Raw genomic sequence first — 16,857 nt, 5'->3', positions numbered from 1 at the left:
CGCTAAAACAATGTAACCTTTTGGCTAGCTTGACGGTTTCGCCCTTTCACCCGCTATAATGCGGAACAGGGTGAGCAAAATCCCCCGAACCCGCGGAAAACGGCCATCAAAGATGGTCAGGGGGCAAACACAAGCTGGTTCAATGGCGGACATCTACGAAATCAAGCCCGGCGCCCGGCAGGTGGGCGGGCGCCTTCAGAGCGAAGGTGACGCCACGGAAGAGGCCAACGAGACCCTTCTGGAAACCCTCAGTCACGACCTGCGCACGCCCTTGAACACCATCATCGGATTCGCCGACATGATGGACCAGGAAATCCTGGGTCCGCTGTCGAACCCTCATTACCGCGAATACGTCGAAGTGATCTCGACCGAAGGCCGGCGCATGCTGGACTTCATCAACGACCTTCTGAACCGCAAGCGCTTCGAGAACATGAAGCGCACGGAACAGGGTTTCCGCCACGTCATCGAACTGGCGCCGGACCTGATTGCCGTATGCCGCGGCGGCGCCATCGACCTGATCAACCCGGCGGGCGCGGACATGTTGGGCGTGTGGCCCGCGGTCGAACTGAAAGGCCGCATCTTCACCGACTTCGTGCAGGCCGACAGCCTGGCCCATTTCCAGGGCGGGATCGAGAACCTGACCAAGGAACGCCTGCGCACGCCCATGGTCCTGCTGCGGGCCGACGGCACGACCCTGGATGTCGAACTGGCGGCCCTGCCCTATGAGGAGCACGAGGACGACGGCGACGGCACCGCCTACATCATCATGGCCCGCGACGTCACGGAACGGAACCGCGCGCTGAAGGCCCAGGCGACGCGCGAGGAACACCTGCGCAAGATCATGGACACGGTCGCCGACGGCATCATCACCATCGACGAGACCGGCACCATCGAGACCCTGAACCCGACGGCCGAGGAAATTTTCGGCTACAAACCCGGTGAACTGGTCGGCTCCAACGTAAAGGTCCTGATGAACGAGGACGACGCCGGTAACCACGATCATTATCTGGCGCGCTACACCAACACGGGCGTGCGCCACATCATCGGTAGCGCCCGCGAGGTCATCGGCCGGCGCAAGAATGGCTCGCTCATTCCCATCGAACTGGCGGTCAGCGAAATGCGGTTTTCCGGGCGGCGCCTGTTCATCGGGGCGTTGCGCGACATCACCGAGCGCAAGGAGAACGAGGAACGCCTGCGCGACCTGGCGACCCGCGATCCCCTGACCCGGCTGCCCAACCGCAACCTGTTCACGGAACGCCTGGAAGAATCCATCGAACAGGCCGACACCTGCGGCGTCGGTTTTGCCGTGCTGTTTCTCGACCTCGACAATTTCAAGACCATCAACGACGCCCTCGGCCATCTGATCGGCGACCGCATCATCCAGCTGGCGGGCCAGCGCGTCTGCGGCTGCGTACGCGGCCAGGACACGGTCGCCCACCTGTCCGGCGACGAATTCATGGTCATCCTGGAAGGCATGGACGACGAGGCCCGTGCCGCCAAGATCGCCCGCGACGTTCTGAAAAGCCTGTCGCAGCCGTTCAAGGTCGATGGCCGCGAGGTCTTCACCTCGTGCAGCATCGGCGTGGTGATGTACCCGAAAAACGCCAATTCCCTGGTCGAACTGATGCGCAACGTGGACACCGCCGCCCACTTCGCCAAGAAGCAGGGCCGGGCCAATTTCCAGTTTTACACGGAACAACTGTCCGAGGACGCCAGACGGCGGATCGAGGTCGAAAGCGGCCTGCGCCGGGCCTTGGAGAACGACGAGTTCGAACTGGTCTTCCAGCCCAAGGTGGACCTGGAAACGCGCCGCATCATCGGGGCGGAGGCCCTGCTGCGCTGGGACAACGCCAACCTGGGCAAGGTGTCCCCGGTGGAGTTCATCCCCGTCGCCGAGGAGACGGGCCTGATCGTCGCCATCGGCAGCTGGGTGCTGCGCCAAGCCTGCGAAACGGCGGCGGTCTGGATCAAGGAAGGGCTGACCGCCTGCCACATCGCGGTCAACCTGTCGGCCATGCAGTTCCTGCACGGTGACCTGGCCGGCGAAATCAAGGACGTGCTCGACACCTGCGGGCTCGACCCGCACCTGCTTGACGTCGAGCTGACGGAAAGCATGCTGGTCTCCAACGCCGAGGAAACCATCCGCATTCTCAAGGTCATCAAGGACATGGGCGTCAACGTGTCGATGGATGACTTCGGCACCGGCTATTCATCGCTCAGCTATCTGACCCGCTTCCCGCTCGACAACCTGAAGGTCGACCGTTCGTTCGTCACGGGGCTGCCCGACGACCGCGACGCCTCGGCCGTGGCGCGGGCCATCATCTCGATGGCGCAGAACCTGAATCTGAACATCATCGCCGAAGGCATTGAAACGGAAAACCAGGTCGGCTTTCTGCATGCCCTGGGCTGTCAGGTCGGCCAGGGCTATCTGTTCAGCCCGCCGGTCAGCAATGAAAAGTTCATGGAGCTGGCGCGGGCGGGCTCAAGCGCCTTTCTCAAGACGCCGCCCGCCGCCGGCGAGTAACCGCCGGCCGCCGTCACCGTCAATTCAAGTGTCCCCCGCCCGCACGGCATTCAGGTCGCGATGATGGCGTCGATCTCTTCCTGGTCCATGGTCTTGGTCGCGCCATGGATGATGCCCGATGCGGTATCCAACAGGCGCTGGATCATGCGCGACATGACCGTCGCCTGTTCGCGCAGCATGCCCTGGTCCCCCTGTTCGATATAGCGTTCCAGAAGTTGGATGCTGGTCATGACGACGTTGTTCAACTGCGCCACCGTATGGTCGAAAGGCTCCCGGTAGACGGGCAGCACGTGATCGTAAGCCTCGATGGCCAGGTCCCGGTCGGCGATGGTGGAATCGCGGAAATGATCGGCATAGGCCTTGGGCCGCCACGCCTTCACTTCCTCCATGATCTCCGGCATGTCGGGGACCATTTCCAGCAACATGACGATTTCATTGAAATGGTTGAGGTAGTCCGTGGCCAGCAGGGTCTCGGAATCGAGGTTGGACGACGCGGCGCGCGCCTTGAGGTCGAGATATTCCGGCGATGGTTCGCTCACCATGTTCCTGCCCACAGCCGTCGCGGAATTTGACGCCACGATTGTTCCCTTCAGGTCGCCGTCCCTCCCGTCCCGGCGGCCGCCGCGTTCACGGCCGCCGAAGCGCCCGCGATACCGGCTTGATCCTTTGTTTTCACCCCGTCAACATAATCGCCCGGGCAGTAATTTCCAATCGGCCATTGAGAAATCCCGATCCCGGATGCAACCGCCCCCCAGCCGGGAACCCTTGAGAAATGCCGCCGCATTCGGCATTCTCCCGCAACCCTGCGGCGGGCGACGCGCCCGGGATCAGAAAACCGAGGCCAGCCCCCATGACGGACACCCCCGCCTATCCGTTCGACACCGCGCCCTGCGACAGCGTCGCGCCCGAAAGGGCCTGATCCGAGTCATGGCGGGCACGGATTCCTCGCGGCGCGGCGACGCCGACACAATCGACGCCTCGGGCGCGCCCGCGGTCGTTCTGGTCGAACCGCAGCTGGGTCAGAACATCGGCATGGCCGCCCGGGCCATGCTCAATTGCGGGCTGACGGACCTGCGTCTGGTCAACCCCCGCGACGGCTGGCCGAGCGAGCCCGCGCGGGCCGCCGCCTCGGGCGCCGACCTGGTGATCGACCAGGCCCGTGTCTATGCCACCGCCGCCGAGGCGGTCGCCGACCTGAACCTGGTCATCGCGACCACGGCGCGGTCCCGCGACATGACCAAGCGCGTCGTGACCCCGCGCCGCGCGGCCGAGGAAATCCGACAAATTCACGCCGAAAGCGGGGCCCGCACGGGCATCCTGTTCGGCCGCGAGGCCAAGGGCTTGGACAACGACGAGGTGGCGCTTGCCGACGCCATTCTGAACGTGCCGCTGAACCCGGCGTTTTCGTCCCTCAACCTGGCGCAGGCGGTGTTGCTGGTCGGCTATGAATGGCGGCTGACGGGCCTGGACGTGCCGGCCGAAGACCTGGCCATGCCCAAGACCACGCGCCCCGCCGACCATCAGGACCTGGTCCACCTGTTCGAACACCTGGAACAGGAACTGGAAACCTGCGGCTTCCTTCAGCCGCCGGAACGCGCCCCCACCATGGTCCGCAACCTGCGCAACCTGTTCGGCCGCGCGCGCCTGACGGATCAGGAAGTCCGCATCCTGCGCGGTGTGATCGTCGCCCTGCGGCGGGGCCCCAAGGACCCCGCCAACCAGGATTAATCCATCACGAACACGCCCTTGCCGGTCGTCTGGGTGTCGAACAGCTTGTAGGCCTCGTCGGCCTGATCCAGCGTGAAGCGGTGGGAAAACAGGGCGTCGACATCGATCTTGCGTTCGGCGACGAAGGCGGCGCAATCGGCCTGCCCGTTCTTCGAAAAGGTCCAGGATCCGACGATGGAGACCTGACGGCGCAGGATGTCCTGGCTGACGTCGAGCGTCACCTGCCCGCCCTCGCCGACGAAGCAGGCCGTGCCCCAGGCGCGCAGGCAGCGCACGGCCGAGGCACGGGCTTCGGCGTTCGACGAACAGTCGAGGGACTTGTGCGCCCCTTCGCCGCCCGTCAGGTCGCGGATCGCCGCGACCACGTCGTTGCCCATGGGGTCGATGACTACGTCGGCGCCGAAATCTTCCGCCATCTTGCGCCGCTCGGCCGAGATGTCCAGCGCGATGACCCGCGCCCCCATGGCCTTGGCCAACTGCGTCGCCGACAGGCCGACGGGCCCCTGGCCGAACACCACCACCGTCTCGTCGCCGGCCAGGTCCAGGCGTTTCAAGGCGCCGTAAGCCGTGCCCGTGCCGCAGGAAATGGCAGCCCCGGTGGTGAAGCTGAGATCGTCCGGCAGCCGGACCAGGGTATGGGCCGGCACCTTCATGTATTCCGCATGGGCGCCATGGCCCGTGGTGCCGTAGACGGTGATGCCGTCGATGCACATCTGCGACCAGCCGGTGCGGCAGTGCTTGCACACGCCGCAACCGGAATAGTGGTGGTCCATCATGCGGTCGCCGACGCGCGCCTGGGCGTCCGACACGCCCTCGCCGACCTCGACCACCACGCCGCAGGGTTCGTGCCCGGCGATGATCGGGCCCTTGCGTTCGCCCAGGCCGAGCGTCGGGGTGCCCGGCGGGTTGCGGTAGTACTTCAGGTCGCTGCCGCACATGCCCGACGCCTTGATCTTGAGAACGACCTCTCCCGGGCCCGGATGGGGGTCGGGGAAATCCATGATCTCGATCTTGCGGTCGCCGGGGAACACCACTGCCTTCATCGTCTTGGTCCTTTTGGTTTCTTCTCGGTCTTGGATTTTTTTTATGGAACGGGGTCAGATGCGCTCGGACAGCCAGATGGCGAGCTTCGATCCCCGCTTGATGACGCCCTTCAGGGCCTCGTAGCCGGGCGTTTCCTCGGCCCCCAGCTCCAGCGCCGTGTCGTGGTGTTCCAGTTCTTCCTGGCGGAATTTTTCGAAGGTGTCGCGCAGGTCGTCCTCGCCCTCGCCGTCCAGGCGGTCGATCTGGGCCGCGTAATGTTCGTCGATGGCCTCTTCCACGGCGACGGTGCAGGCATGGGCCGCTTTCTCGCCCAGAAGCGCCGTGCCGGCGCCCAGCGCGAAGCCGGCGAGATGCCACAGCGGCAGCAGCGCCGTGGGCCGGACCCGGCGGTCGGCCACCAGGTCGTTGAACGTGGCGAGGTGAACCTCTTCCTGCTCCGCCATATGCTTGATGGCACCGCCGCCGGCATCCTTGCCCAGCACGGCCATCTGACCTTCGTAGATGCGCACGGCGCCGTATTCGCCCGCGTGATCGACCCGCAGCATGCGTTCGACCATCGCGGCCTTGGACAGGTCGCCCGGCATGCGCCGGGGCTTGGCCCCGATCTTCGATGATGTCTTGGCAGAGGTCTTGGTCGCCATGGGTCCTTGTCGCGTCCTTAAACGCCCTGTCAGGCGGCCCTCATGCGGCGGACAGCGATAAAACACAGCCCGGCCATGACGGCGGAGAAGGCCGCATTATAGGTCGCCATGGAGAGGCCAAGGAAGACCCAGTCCACGGAATCGCAGGATTTTTCCGGCGGCGCCGACAATCCGGCCATCAGGTCCTTGGTCGATCCCACGTCGGCGACCGTGCCGCCGCACACGGCGGACGCCCACCAATGCTGTTCCACCCCGACATGATAGACCGCGATCGCCGCCCCGATGGCGAAGCCGAGAGCGGCCAGCCCGACCACGGCGCGCCCCGCCTTGGGATTGGGGCGCGTCATGCAGGCCCCCGCGAACAGGCCGATCACCGCATAGGGGACGCGCTGGTAAAGGCAGAGGTTGCAGGGCTCAAGCCCCAACACGAACTGGGCATGCAAGGCCAGGCCGAGGGCCCCTGCCGATATGGCGAACAGAGCCGCCGGATACCAGCGTTGCAGTTTGGGGTCGTCGAGCATGGACAGCATGGCGGGCTCCTACAGCACGAACCTGATAACCACGAATCCGCCGACCAGGAGAATGCAAAAGATCGTGAACAAAAGCCCCAGGTACTTCTCGATGAAGGCGCGGATCGGCTCGCCGAAATACCACAACAGCCCCGCCACCAGATAGAACCGGACCCCCCGCGCCAGCACCGAGGCGACGCAGAACACCCAGATATCCAGGGACGCCACGCCCGACAGGATGGTGATGACCTTGTAGGGGAAGGGCGTGACGCCCGCGATGAACACGGCCCAGGCGCCCCAGTCGGCGTAGGTCGCGCGGAACTGATCGAACTTGGCGGTATAGCCGTAGAATTCCAGCATGGGGCGGCCGACCTGGTCGAACAGGAAGGCACCGATGGCGTACCCCAACACCCCACCCAGGACCGAGGCGACGGTGCAGATCAGGGCGATGCGCCAGGCCTTGGCCCGGTCGGCCAGGACCATGGGGATCAGCAGCACGTCGGGCGGAATGGGAAAGACCGAGCTTTCGATAAAACTGACGAAGGCGAGCCAGGCCTTGGCGTGGCGGTGCCCGGCCAGTTCCAGGGTGCGGTCATAAAGGCGGCGCAGCATGGGCGTTGGGCCCCGTTCCGTCAGCGAAAGCGTCGGGCGCTTCTATCAGGTGGCCCGCGTCGAGACAACCAGCCCCGCACCTCTCTCGGGTCTTGTTTTTGGCACGGGTACCCGTATCCTTCGATCAGAAACATCTAACAAAAGGCAGACAGCGATGACCCATCCGACCCAGCCGCTGAACGGCGATTTCGGCATTTTGATCGACCAGGTCACACCGGGCGACCTCGCCGACCCGGATTTTCAGGCCTGGGCACGCGGCCTGTGGCTGGACCACGGCGGGCTGCTCGGCGTGCGCGGGGACGCCCTGGCCGATCTTGAGCCCGAGGCGCTGGTGCGCTGGTCCGAGGTGTTCGGCGTGATCGAGGACAAAATCCAGACGGCGCGCGAGGACAAATCCGTCGCCGGGTTCCCGATCCTGCGCATCGGCAACGTGCGCGACAAGGACGGCAAGATGGTCGCGCAACTGCTGCAGGTGCCGCAGCTGACCAGCGACGCGGACATCCGCTACAACCCGGAAACCCGCAGGCCGGTGTGGCATACGGATTCCACCTTCCGCGCGCGGCCGCCGGTCGGATCGGTCTTTCATTGCCGCAAGGCCCCGCCCGAGGGTGCGGAGACCCTGTTCGCCGACATGCAGGGCGCTTATGCCGCCCTGCCGCCCGAGGAACGGCGGAAGCTCGACGGCCTCGAGGCCGTGTGCTCCCTCGCCCACCACGACAAGAAGATCAACAGCTACTCGCCGCACTATCCGGTGCTGACGCCCGAGCAGCGCAAGGAAAACCCGCCCAACCGCGTGCCCCTGGTGCTGAAGCATCCGGTGACGGGCAAGCCGTCGCTTTACGGCCTCAACAGTTCGACCTGCGCCATCGTGCCGATCGGCCAGGACATCGACCCGGCCGACCTGGACAAATGGGACCTGGAAGGGGTGGAGGACGACAGCGTCATGATCTGGCGCGACATGCTGCCGACCGTGACGGGGCCCGAGTTCACCGTGAAATGGCAGTGGCGGCCCGGCGACATCGTGGTGTGGGACAACCGCTCGACCATCCATTCCGGGACCGGCTTCGATTACAGCAAGTACGAACGGGAAATGTGGCGGCTGACGCTGGTGGCCGAGGCCCGCGCGAACGCCTGAGAGGGAGCCTCCCTCTCCCCCGTGGGGGAGAGGGTCGGGGTGAGGGGGGGCGACCCACGTTCTGCGTTTGCCTGAAGCCCCCCGGGGTGCTAGAAAGTCGCCCCTTCCGACGGGCTTAAGCGGGCGTGGCGGAACTGGTAGACGCGCCAGACTCAAAATCTGGTTCCGGCAACGGAGTGGGAGTTCGATTCTCCCCGCCCGCACCAAACTACCGATTAGACAAGCACCCTATATTTAAAGTCAAATTTTATATTATGCGAAATTAAAGGTTCAAAAATTAAATTTAACCGCTAATTTCTCAAGTATAGCTATAAATGTACATTTGATTAGGCAGTACTTTAAATGCGTTTGGGGTGATTTGATGGCGGACACGATTCAAACTGAAATTATCGATCAAGATGGCGTTGCAGTTTGGAACGAGTGGCGAAAGTCGACGAATCCAGAACACACTGACTTATCTGGCGTATCCTTACCAGCACGTTATCTTCGGTCCGGGCATTTCCGCAACACTAACTTTGAAGGGGCAGATTTGCACGGTGCTGACCTTAATAACGCCGACCTTACTCAGGCAAACTTGGTCGGCGCAAATCTCGCCGGAGCAAACCTTCAAAACGCGAAGCTAGATGGCGCAAATTTGGATGGAGCTGTCGGGCACGGAGCCCACTTTGGTGGCGCTAGTTTAATTGGCGTCATCTTCACAAACGCTAATTTGGAAAACGCAAAATTCGGTTCGTCCGACTTAAGAAACGCTAATTTTAGGGGATCAAAATTTCTTGGCGCAGATTTCAATAGCGCGAAGATAGATGTCCGCACCCTCGGATTGGGAGCGATATCAAAAGAACAACGAAACCAAATAAGCATTGAAGATACAATTGTTACTCAAGAAGACTTAGAGGATACAAACCACCAAAGCGTTTCGGACGTTTCAATAAGGATGGCCAAGACCGCTGTGGGTCCAGCTAGTGCGATTCTCAAAGATTTGTCTATACCAAACCAATTTAATGAAGAGCAACGAAGCTTATTTCTTTCGCTTAGAGAGTCTGTTTTGGATCTCGAGAAAAAACTGGAAGAACTTTCCGACGACAACAAAAAAGTGCGGGATCACAACGCCGTTTCTGAGCAAGTTGTTGCGTCGCTTCCTATTTGGAAGCAAGCCTTCTTAACATTTGTTAGTGCTCTTTCAGGTGCCGCGGCAGCAGAAGGTGTTAGTTTCGTGGCAGGATATTCGGCAGGATTCGTTGCAGGCTTCCTACACGATACGTTTTCTCCTGAAGCAGCTTCCTGTCTCACGTAGACAATACAGTGGTTAATCGCCTTTTTTTGCTAGCGACGGATGATCCCCGAACCCCTTCGCAATAGCATCAGCATCGAGGCCATATTTGCTGTAGAGGTCGGCGATCGTGCCGCACTGGCCGAAGTCCTCGACACCCAGCGCCGTCACGCGGTGGCCCTGCACGCCGCCGAGCCAGGATAGCGTCGCCGGATGGCCGTCGATAACGGTGACCAGCTTGCCCCCCGGCTTGACCGCACCCAGCAGCTTCGCCGCATGGCTGTCCGCACCGTTCTTGCGCCAGTCGGAATAGAGCCGGTCCGGCGAGGTCACGGCGAGCACGCCGGGGCCGGCCTTGCCGAGCGTTTCCGCCGCGGCGAGGGCCTCCGGGGCCAGCGCGCCGGTGTAGACGATGGCGCCCGCGTCCTTCGACGCCGGCTTCTTCAGCCAATAGGCGCCCTGGATGACCTGATCGGCCAACGCCTTGTCCATCTTGCGGGCTGGCTGTTCCAGGGGCCGGGTCGAGAGCCGCAGGTAGATCGAGCCGCCGTCCTCGGCCTGCATGTGGGTGAAGCCCCAGCGCATCACGGCCTCAAGCTCGTCGGCGAAGGCCGGTTCGAAATAGGCCAGGCCCGGCTGGCCCATGCCGATCATCGGCGTGGCGACGGACTGGTGGGCGCCGCCTTCGGGGGCGAGCGTCACGCCGGCCGGGGTCGCCACCACCATGAACCGCGCGTCCTGATAGCAGGCGTAGTTCAGCGCATCGAGGCCGCGCTGAATGAACGGATCGTACAGGGTGCCGATGGGCAAAAGCCGCTCGCCATGCAATTCGTGGCTGAGGCCGAGCGCCGCCAGCGCCAGGAACAGGTTGTTTTCGGCGATGCCCAGTTCCAGGTGCTGGCCTTCGTCGTTGGCGCCCCATTTCTGCACGGACGGCACGTTCACTTTTCGGAAGGTGTCTTCCCGTTCCTCCATGGCGAAGATGCCGCGGCGGTTGACCCAAGGGCCCAGGTTGGTCGAGACGGTGACGTCGGGCGAGGTGGTGACGATGCGGTCGGCCAGGTCCTGGTCCGTGGCCGCCAGTTCGAACAGGATCCTGCCGAAGGCTTCCTGGGTCGAGCCCTTGCCCGTGCCCGTTTCCGCCAGCTTGGCCGGCACGGCGACGGGTTTGGCCGACATGCGGCGATCCTTGGACCCGGGGCCCATGAAGGGGGTCTTGGCGATGAAGTCCTTGAGCGCCTGGGCGCGGTCTTCCATGCCGGCGAAGGGTTCCCACTCCTGGCCCTCGCTGATCCCCAGGTCCTTCTGAAAGCCCTTCAGCTGATCCGGCGTGAGGATGCCCGCGTGGTTGTCCTTGTGACCGGCCAGTGGCAGGCCCCAGCCCTTGATGGTATAGGCGAGGAAGCAGGTCGGGATGTCGTCGTCGGCCGACTTGAAGGCCTCGCAGATGGTTTCCAGGCAATGGCCGCCCAGGTTGGACATCAGGTCCTGCAATTCGTCGTCCGTGTGGGAGGCGAGCAGTTCCGGCACGCCCGGTTCGTTGCCGATGTCGGCGGTCAGATGGTCGCGCCAGGCCGCACCCCCCTGGAACGTCAGGGCTGCGTACATGTCGTTGGGGCAGTCGTTGATCCATTTCTTCAGCGCCTTGCCGCCCGGCTTCTGGAAGGCGTTCAGCATCAGCTTGCCGTACTTCATGATGACCACGCGCCAGCCGGCGGCGCGGAACAGGCGGTCGATCAGGCGGAACAGCTTGTCGTTGACGACGCCGTCCAGGCTCTGGCGGTTGTAGTCGATGATCCACCAGCAATTGCGCAGGTTATGCTTCCAGCCCTCGAGGATCGCCTCGTACATGTTGCCTTCGTCCATTTCGGCGTCACCGACCAGCGCGATCATGCGCCCCGGTTCGCGCGCGCGGACGGATTCGAAATGGCGGCGGGTGTAATCCTGGGTCAGCGACGCGAACATGGTCATGGCCGGGCCCATGCCGACGGAGCCGGTGGAGAAATCCACGTCGTCCGTGTCCTTGGTGCGCGACGGATAGCTTTGCGCCCCGCCGAGGCCGCGGAAATTCTCAAGTTTCGCCCGCGTCTGGTTGCCCATGAGGTACTGGATGGCGTGGAACACAGGGCTGGCGTGGGGTTTCACGGCGACCCGGTCCTGCGGGCGCAGGGCGTGGAAATACAGCGCCGTCATCAGCGCCGCCGAGGACGCGCAGGACGCCTGATGGCCGCCGACCTTGACCTCGCCCTTGGCCCGGACGTGGTTGGCGTGGTGGATCGTCCAGGTCGAGAGCCACAGGATGCGCTTTTGCAGATCGGTCAGGCGGGCCAGGGTCTCCGCATCGGGGGCGGCGCCCGGATTGGGCTCGATCATCAGGTGGTTCGGGGTGTCGAGGGGGGCCATGGGGGTCTCCGGGCAGGAATGACGCGAAATCGCAGGATGTTGCGCAATCCTACGCCAAAATTATCGGTATTTCCTTGCGATCTGCGGCGCTGAATGGGATATTTACGCAATTAATACGCAGTTTTCGGCTTCGGATTGGTGAAAAATGCCCGATATCGACCTCGACGCCATCGACCGCCGCATCCTCAAGGCGATCCAGGCCAATGCCCGCATGCGCAACGTCGACCTGGCCGAGGCCGTGGGCCTGTCGGCTTCGCCCTGCCTTAGGCGCGTCAAGCGGTTGGAGGACGCGGGCGTGATCCGCGACTACGTCACCCTGGTCGATCAGCAGGCCGTGGGCCTGCCTGTCTCCATCTTCATCAGCGTGACGTTGGAACGTCAGGTGGAAAAGGCGCTGGAGGAGTTCGAGGCGGCCATCCGCTCCTGGCCCGAGGTCATGGAATGCTACCTGATGACCGGCGACGCGGATTACCTGCTGCGCGTGGTCACGGCGGACTTGTCCGCCTACGAGCGCTTCCTGATGGACAGGCTGACGCGGGTCACCGGCGTCGCCTCCATCAAGTCGAGCTTTTCTCTGAAACAGGTGGTCTACCGCACGGCATTGCCGGTGGCGGTATAAACGTCGTTATTTTTTATCGACGTCGATGTAGCCGCGCTCGATCGCGGTTTCGATCATCTGGGCGCCGTGGATCAGCTCGTCGTAGGAGCGGCGCAAAAGGTTCAGTTCACGCACCTGTTCGTCCGACGGCAAGCCCTTCGCGCCCTGGGCCAATTCGATCAGCCGTTTGATGTACATGCCCCGCGCCTTGGCCACCAATTTGAAATAGGGCGTCAACTCGGCCACGGACACGTTGGGCACAAGCTCGTGGATGGTCTCGCGGTTGATGTCGCGCAGAATGTCGTGCATCTGCATGCGCGCGCGGCCGATGTCCCGTTCGTCACTTGGCATTTGGCTGTCCTCCCACAGGCTCAGGATCGTTGCCCCGACGTTACGCCGAAGCGGGCCCGCCGCCAATGCGCGAAATCACAGAATCGGAAGGCGCCCGGGGGCGCCGGTCATCCCTGCGGCAGGTCTTCTTCCAGGATGGCGATCTGCAGGGAGTAGGACACCTCGCCCTCGTCCTCGTCGCGGTGCAGGACGCCGACGAAATGGTCGCCCAGATAGACCTCGACCGGATGACCTTCCTTCTTCGGCGGCTTCACGGTGAAACGGTTGTTGTCGAAGGCGGCGCGCAGATACTGCTGCAGGCGGGCGATTTCCGATAATTTCATGGCGGTGGGGCCTTCCCTGTCTTTATTGCGGTGGCGCCGGGTACGGCGTGCCTGAGGGCACGATCATACCCGACCTTGTCAAATATCCAGCACCAGCGCCGTTTTCGGCACGGAACAGCAGATCAAAATCTCGTCCGGGGCGTCCGGCTGATAGACGCCGTCGTCGCTGTATGCGATGTCGCCCGCGATCTTGCGGCACTGGCAGGTCGTGCAGATGCCCGACCGGCAGCTGTAGGCGAGCACCAGGTCCAGGCTTTCGGCCAGGTCCAGGATGCTGTCGTGGGAGCCGTCCCAGGTGCCGGTCACGCCGGACCGGCGGAACTCGACGGTCAATGGCTCAGTCATTGGCGCCCCTGACCGCGGCCAACACCGCGTCCGTGACCTGGCGGGTGGTGGCCGAGCCGCCGAGATCGGGCGATACCGCCTCGCGCGATCCGGTGACCCGCTCGACCGCCGCCATCAGGCGTTTCGCCGCGGCGGCCTCGCCCAGGTGTTCCAGCAGCATCACGCCGGACCAGAAGCAGCCGATGGGGTTGGCGACGCCCTTGCCGATGATGTCGAAGGCGGAGCCGTGGATCGGCTCGAACATGGACGGGAAGTCCCGTTCGGGCCGCAGGTTGGCCGTCGGCGCGATGCCGAGCGAGCCCGTGAGCGCCGCCGCCAGATCCGACAGCACGTCGGCATGCAGGTTGGTGGCGACGATGGTGTCCAGCGACTGCGGCTTCAGCACCATGCGCGTGGTCATGGCGTCGACCAGCATCTTGTCGGTTTCGACGTCGGGGTAGTCCTTGCGCACAACCTCGAACACGTCGTCCCAGAACACCATGCCGTGGCGCTGGGCGTTGGACTTGGTGACCAGGGTCAGCTTCTTGCGCGGCCGGGACCGGGCCAGGTCCATGGCGAAGCGCTGGATGCGCTCGACGCCCGCGCGGGTGAACACGGCGACATCCATGCCGACTTCCTCGGGCAGGCCCGTATGAACCCGGCCGCCGACGCCCGCGTATTCGCCTTCGGAATTCTCGCGCACGATGACCCAGTCCAGGTCGCCGGGCTTGACGTTCTTCAGCGGCCCGTCGATCCCCGGCAGCAGCTTGGACGGGCGCACGTTGGCGTATTGGTCGAGCGTTTGGCAGATCTTGAGGCGCAGCCCCCAGAGCGTGATGTGATCGGGGATATTGGGGTCGCCGGCGGAGCCGAAGTAGATGGCGTCGAAGGGCTTCAACGTCTCGACCCCGTCTTCGGGCATCATCACGCCGTGCTTGCGGTAATAATCGCCGCCCCAGGGGAAGGTTTCGACCTTGAGCGAGAATCCTCCGTCCCTCTCGGCGACCGCGTTCAGGACCTCGACACCGGCCTCGACGACCTCCGGTCCGATCCCGTCCCCGCCGATGGCGGCAATTCGGTATTCACCCATGGTCTAATTTTCTCCATAATTTAATCGGATGTTTCCCAATTATGGGCTTGAATAGTGGAATTTCCGCCCGGGTCAAGCCGCGCCTGGGCGGAAACGGTATAGTTCCCTCGCGGGAATAGTGCAAATTTAGGCGGCGAACCTGGACCGATGCCCCGATTGAACCACCACACTGCCTGGACTGTTTTTGTCGACTGGTGCCAGAACCGGGGGCTACGCCCCCTGCCGGCCAACCCGTGGACCGTGGCCGCCTATGCCCGCTGGTGCGAGACAAACCACCATTACCAGACCATCGTCAACATGGTGAAGGCGATCGCCAAGGAACACATGCGCAAATCGCGCAAGCGCCCGGACCGCCATCCCCTGGTGACGCGGACCCTGAACCTGATCGCCAAGCGCGAGGAAGAGCGCGAAGACGACAAGGTCCAGGCCGCCGCCCTGTTCCCGGAAGAGGATTTCGTTCCCGCCAAGGCTGCCGAGACCGCGACCGCCCGCGTCCAGCGCGAGGTTCAGACCCGCACCCAGGACGCCGCCAAGGGCCTGCGCCGGGCCTTGCGGGCCACGCCCAAACTGGTGTCGCGCCGGCCGTCCTTGACCTGACCGGCGCCGGGCAGGCCGCCGCACCCCCCTGTTCCCCGCCTCTATTCGATGTCCAACCGGCGTTCGATGCGGAAGGTTTCCTTGCCGCCGTCCTTGGTCGCGCGTTCCAGCACGGCGACGCCGAGGTAACTGCCCGCATGCCAGTCCACGGTCTTGCGCTTGCCGACGAAACGCATGTGCCGCGCCTGGGTCTTGTCCAGGGTGAAGGTCTTGGCCGCGATCTTGCGGTCCTTGGGTCCGGTGAAGGTCAGGGTCAGGCGGTCGCCCTGTTCGACCCAGAAGGCATCGACCCAGAACGCCAGCAGCGGCGCCTTGGCCGACAATTTGGTGTCGCGGTAAAAGCCCCGGCGCAGCGCGATGGGGTTGACCTCGACCGGCGCGAAGCCGGCATCGTAAAGCGCCGTCGGCGTACCCTTGAGCTGGCTCAGGGTCCGCGAATCCCATAACGGCGACGGCCCGGCGCCGCAGTTCGATGCGCGCTTGACCCCGACGAAGGGGTCCACGATCTTGCCGTTCAGGCGCACGCCCAGGTGGACGTGGGGAAATTCGGCCAGACCGGAAGATCCGACGGAACCCAGTCTGTCGCCCTTTTCCACCCGCTGCCCCGGCCGCACGGTGAGGGACCCCCGCCGCAGATGGCAATAGAAGGTTTCCCAGCCGCCGTCATGGCCGATGACGACGGAGTTGCCGCAGCCCTGGGACATCACCGCGTCGTGCCCGACCAGGGACACGTCGCCGTCCAGCATGCCGTCGCGCAGGCGCCGCACCGTGCCGGTCGCCGCCGCGACCACGGGCACGCCGTCCTCCATTTTGGAATAGTCGCGGATGGCGATGTCGACGCCCGTATGGCCGTTGTAGCCATGGGCGCCGCAGGCATAATCGCGCACGCCGGGGCCGGGATCGTGGTCGACATGGTTGACCAGCCAGCAGGTCCGCCCCGGATCGCAGGTCAGGGGCAGGCCCAGGGACGGCTGGTCGGCGGCGCGCAAAGGTGTGGCGGAAGCAAGCCCCACCGCCAGCAGAATCGCCGCCAAAATCACGGAAAACCGAGGAATTTCAATGAACCGCACAGCACCGTCCCTTTCCCGGGCATGCTACACGGGCAACCCCACCCCGCAAAACATTCCCTTGCGGGGACACATATTGCGGCGCAATATATGAACGCTGCGCTGCGGAATCCCGTTCGGCGCCAAAAAACCCCAATCCAAAGGTGTATTGGAGCGCGTAAATCATGGATACCCATACCGTCACCGCCCTCGACAGACTCCACGGTTTCTATTTCGAAGACCTGGAGGTCGGGCAGAGCGACGAATATTCCCGGACCATTTCCGAATCCGACATCCTGATCTTCGCGGGCGTGTCCGGTGACACCAATCCGGTGCACCTGAACCATGAATTCGCGTCGGAAACCATGTTCGAGGGCTGCATCGCCCACGGGCTTCTGACCGCCAGCTACATCTCCACCGTGATCGGCACCAAGATGCCGGGGCCGGGTTGCATCTACGTCGGCCAGACCCTGAAGTTCAAGGGCCCGGTCAAGGCCGGCGACACGGTCATCGCGCGGGCGACGATCCTGGAAAAGATCGAGGACAAGAAATTCGTCAAGATCCAGACCCAGTGCCTGGTCGGCGACAAGGTCGTGTTGGACGGCGAGGCCACCATCATGGTCCCGTCGCGCAGCAAATAATCCGGCCTCAAAACGGGGCAA

The 16,857-nt window shown here is 63.6% G+C and carries 18 protein-coding genes and 1 tRNA gene; 8 read left to right on the top strand and 11 right to left on the bottom strand.

What is annotated here, in order from left to right; genetic code table 11:
• Positions 1-142 precede the first annotated feature (142 nt).
• Positions 143-2,524 (top strand): EAL domain-containing protein, encoded by a 2,382-nt coding sequence (locus RJ527_09560; GenBank protein ID WND77978.1) that lies wholly within the window; start codon positions 143-145, stop codon positions 2,522-2,524.
• A gap of 50 nt (positions 2,525-2,574) precedes the next feature.
• Here RJ527_09560 and RJ527_09555 read toward each other — a convergent pair whose 3' ends face one another.
• The gene (locus RJ527_09555; GenBank protein ID WND77977.1) at positions 2,575-3,066 is read right to left on the bottom strand and encodes a hypothetical protein; all 492 of its coding nucleotides are present in this window, start codon (positions 3,064-3,066) and stop codon (positions 2,575-2,577) included.
• Positions 3,067-3,451: 385 nt separating this feature from the next.
• Here RJ527_09555 and RJ527_09550 point away from each other — a divergent pair, with 385 nt between their 5' ends.
• The gene (locus tag RJ527_09550) at positions 3,452-4,252 is read left to right on the top strand and encodes an RNA methyltransferase (GenBank protein ID WND77976.1); all 801 of its coding nucleotides are present in this window, start codon (positions 3,452-3,454) and stop codon (positions 4,250-4,252) included.
• On the opposite strand, the gene RJ527_09545 is transcribed toward RJ527_09550, so the two are convergent.
• Genes RJ527_09545 through RJ527_09530 form a run of 4 tightly spaced genes read right to left on the bottom strand, consistent with a single transcriptional unit; the run spans position 4,249 to position 7,058 of the window.
• A complete protein-coding gene (locus RJ527_09545; protein ID WND77975.1) occupies positions 4,249-5,295 on the bottom strand; it encodes a zinc-binding dehydrogenase in 1,047 nt (348 codons plus the stop codon). The two genes, RJ527_09550 and RJ527_09545, sit on opposite strands and share 4 nt — an antisense overlap.
• A 54-nt stretch (positions 5,296-5,349) precedes the next feature.
• Positions 5,350-5,937 (bottom strand): demethoxyubiquinone hydroxylase family protein, encoded by a 588-nt coding sequence (locus RJ527_09540; protein WND77974.1) that lies wholly within the window; start codon positions 5,935-5,937, stop codon positions 5,350-5,352.
• A 29-nt stretch (positions 5,938-5,966) separates the two neighbouring features.
• The gene (locus RJ527_09535; protein ID WND77973.1) at positions 5,967-6,467 is read right to left on the bottom strand and encodes a disulfide bond formation protein B; all 501 of its coding nucleotides are present in this window, start codon (positions 6,465-6,467) and stop codon (positions 5,967-5,969) included.
• A gap of 9 nt (positions 6,468-6,476) precedes the next feature.
• Positions 6,477-7,058, bottom strand: coding sequence for a YqaA family protein (locus tag RJ527_09530; protein ID WND77972.1), 582 nt, complete (start codon positions 7,056-7,058; stop codon positions 6,477-6,479).
• 154 nt (positions 7,059-7,212) lie between these two features.
• Here RJ527_09530 and RJ527_09525 point away from each other — a divergent pair, with 154 nt between their 5' ends.
• From RJ527_09525 to RJ527_09515, 3 genes are all read left to right on the top strand, one after another.
• Entirely contained in the window at positions 7,213-8,193 is a 981-nt protein-coding gene (locus RJ527_09525; GenBank protein ID WND77971.1) for a TauD/TfdA family dioxygenase, read from the top strand.
• 119 nt (positions 8,194-8,312) lie between these two features.
• A tRNA-Leu gene (locus RJ527_09520) sits at positions 8,313-8,399 on the top strand.
• Positions 8,400-8,554: 155 nt separating this feature from the next.
• Entirely contained in the window at positions 8,555-9,487 is a 933-nt protein-coding gene (locus RJ527_09515; GenBank protein WND77970.1) for a pentapeptide repeat-containing protein, read from the top strand.
• A gap of 12 nt (positions 9,488-9,499) precedes the next feature.
• Here RJ527_09515 and RJ527_09510 read toward each other — a convergent pair whose 3' ends face one another.
• Positions 9,500-11,866, bottom strand: a complete 2,367-nt coding sequence (locus RJ527_09510; protein ID WND77969.1) for a transketolase — start codon at positions 11,864-11,866, stop codon at positions 9,500-9,502.
• 145 nt (positions 11,867-12,011) lie between these two features.
• Between RJ527_09510 and RJ527_09505 the strand changes: the two genes are divergently transcribed.
• Positions 12,012-12,485, top strand: a complete 474-nt coding sequence (locus tag RJ527_09505; protein WND77968.1) for an Lrp/AsnC family transcriptional regulator — start codon at positions 12,012-12,014, stop codon at positions 12,483-12,485.
• A gap of 6 nt (positions 12,486-12,491) precedes the next feature.
• Here RJ527_09505 and RJ527_09500 read toward each other — a convergent pair whose 3' ends face one another.
• The 4 genes from RJ527_09500 to RJ527_09485 all read right to left on the bottom strand — a co-directional run bounded on the left by RJ527_09500 (position 12,492) and on the right by RJ527_09485 (position 14,552).
• Positions 12,492-12,815 carry a hypothetical protein gene (locus RJ527_09500; protein WND77967.1) on the bottom strand — a complete coding sequence of 108 codons (324 nt, stop codon included), beginning with the start codon at positions 12,813-12,815 and terminating at the stop codon, positions 12,492-12,494.
• Between the two features lie 107 nt (positions 12,816-12,922).
• Positions 12,923-13,138, bottom strand: a complete 216-nt coding sequence (locus RJ527_09495) for a DUF3126 family protein (protein WND77966.1) — start codon at positions 13,136-13,138, stop codon at positions 12,923-12,925.
• Between the two features lie 78 nt (positions 13,139-13,216).
• Positions 13,217-13,483 (bottom strand): 2Fe-2S iron-sulfur cluster-binding protein, encoded by a 267-nt coding sequence (locus tag RJ527_09490; protein WND77965.1) that lies wholly within the window; start codon positions 13,481-13,483, stop codon positions 13,217-13,219.
• Positions 13,476-14,552, bottom strand: coding sequence for a tartrate dehydrogenase (locus tag RJ527_09485; GenBank protein WND77964.1), 1,077 nt, complete (start codon positions 14,550-14,552; stop codon positions 13,476-13,478). Before RJ527_09485 ends, RJ527_09490 begins: the two co-directional genes overlap by 8 nt.
• Before the next feature lie 156 nt (positions 14,553-14,708).
• Here RJ527_09485 and RJ527_09480 point away from each other — a divergent pair, with 156 nt between their 5' ends.
• Positions 14,709-15,149 carry a hypothetical protein gene (locus RJ527_09480; GenBank protein WND77963.1) on the top strand — a complete coding sequence of 147 codons (441 nt, stop codon included), beginning with the start codon at positions 14,709-14,711 and terminating at the stop codon, positions 15,147-15,149.
• Between the two features lie 41 nt (positions 15,150-15,190).
• On the opposite strand, the gene RJ527_09475 is transcribed toward RJ527_09480, so the two are convergent.
• Positions 15,191-16,219: a M23 family metallopeptidase gene (locus tag RJ527_09475; protein ID WND77962.1), complete on the bottom strand. Its 1,029-nt coding sequence runs from the start codon at positions 16,217-16,219 to the stop codon at positions 15,191-15,193.
• Positions 16,220-16,380: 161 nt separating this feature from the next.
• On the opposite strand from RJ527_09475, the gene RJ527_09470 reads away from it, so the two are divergent.
• Positions 16,381-16,836, top strand: a complete 456-nt coding sequence (locus tag RJ527_09470) for a MaoC family dehydratase (protein ID WND77961.1) — start codon at positions 16,381-16,383, stop codon at positions 16,834-16,836.
• Positions 16,837-16,857 lie beyond the last annotated feature (21 nt).

The sequence above is a fragment of the Thalassospiraceae bacterium LMO-SO8 genome (assembly GCA_031655335.1).
GTDB lineage: Bacteria > Pseudomonadota > Alphaproteobacteria > Rhodospirillales > Casp-alpha2 > UBA1479.
Note: the sequence above shows the minus strand (reverse complement) of the source record. Positions and strands in the feature narration are given on the sequence as shown.

Excerpts from the sequence above, each read along its gene's own strand:
- RJ527_09545 (WND77975.1), bottom strand. The coding sequence starts at position 5,295 with ATGAAGGCAGTGGTGTTCCCCGGCGACCGCAAGATCGAGATCATGGAT.
- RJ527_09470 (WND77961.1), top strand. The coding sequence starts at position 16,381 with ATGGATACCCATACCGTCACCGCCCTCGACAGACTCCACGGTTTCTAT.
- RJ527_09535 (WND77973.1), bottom strand. The coding sequence starts at position 6,467 with ATGCTGTCCATGCTCGACGACCCCAAACTGCAACGCTGGTATCCGGCG.
- RJ527_09560 (WND77978.1), top strand. The coding sequence starts at position 143 with ATGGCGGACATCTACGAAATCAAGCCCGGCGCCCGGCAGGTGGGCGGG.
- RJ527_09495 (WND77966.1), bottom strand. The coding sequence starts at position 13,138 with ATGAAATTATCGGAAATCGCCCGCCTGCAGCAGTATCTGCGCGCCGCC.
- RJ527_09490 (WND77965.1), bottom strand. The coding sequence starts at position 13,483 with ATGACTGAGCCATTGACCGTCGAGTTCCGCCGGTCCGGCGTGACCGGC.
- RJ527_09505 (WND77968.1), top strand. The coding sequence starts at position 12,012 with ATGCCCGATATCGACCTCGACGCCATCGACCGCCGCATCCTCAAGGCG.
- RJ527_09515 (WND77970.1), top strand. The coding sequence starts at position 8,555 with ATGGCGGACACGATTCAAACTGAAATTATCGATCAAGATGGCGTTGCA.
- RJ527_09500 (WND77967.1), bottom strand. The coding sequence starts at position 12,815 with ATGCCAAGTGACGAACGGGACATCGGCCGCGCGCGCATGCAGATGCAC.
- RJ527_09550 (WND77976.1), top strand. The coding sequence starts at position 3,452 with ATGGCGGGCACGGATTCCTCGCGGCGCGGCGACGCCGACACAATCGAC.
- RJ527_09530 (WND77972.1), bottom strand. The coding sequence starts at position 7,058 with ATGCTGCGCCGCCTTTATGACCGCACCCTGGAACTGGCCGGGCACCGC.
- RJ527_09485 (WND77964.1), bottom strand. The coding sequence starts at position 14,552 with ATGGGTGAATACCGAATTGCCGCCATCGGCGGGGACGGGATCGGACCG.
- RJ527_09525 (WND77971.1), top strand. The coding sequence starts at position 7,213 with ATGACCCATCCGACCCAGCCGCTGAACGGCGATTTCGGCATTTTGATC.
- RJ527_09510 (WND77969.1), bottom strand. The coding sequence starts at position 11,866 with ATGGCCCCCCTCGACACCCCGAACCACCTGATGATCGAGCCCAATCCG.
- RJ527_09540 (WND77974.1), bottom strand. The coding sequence starts at position 5,937 with ATGGCGACCAAGACCTCTGCCAAGACATCATCGAAGATCGGGGCCAAG.
- RJ527_09555 (WND77977.1), bottom strand. The coding sequence starts at position 3,066 with ATGGTGAGCGAACCATCGCCGGAATATCTCGACCTCAAGGCGCGCGCC.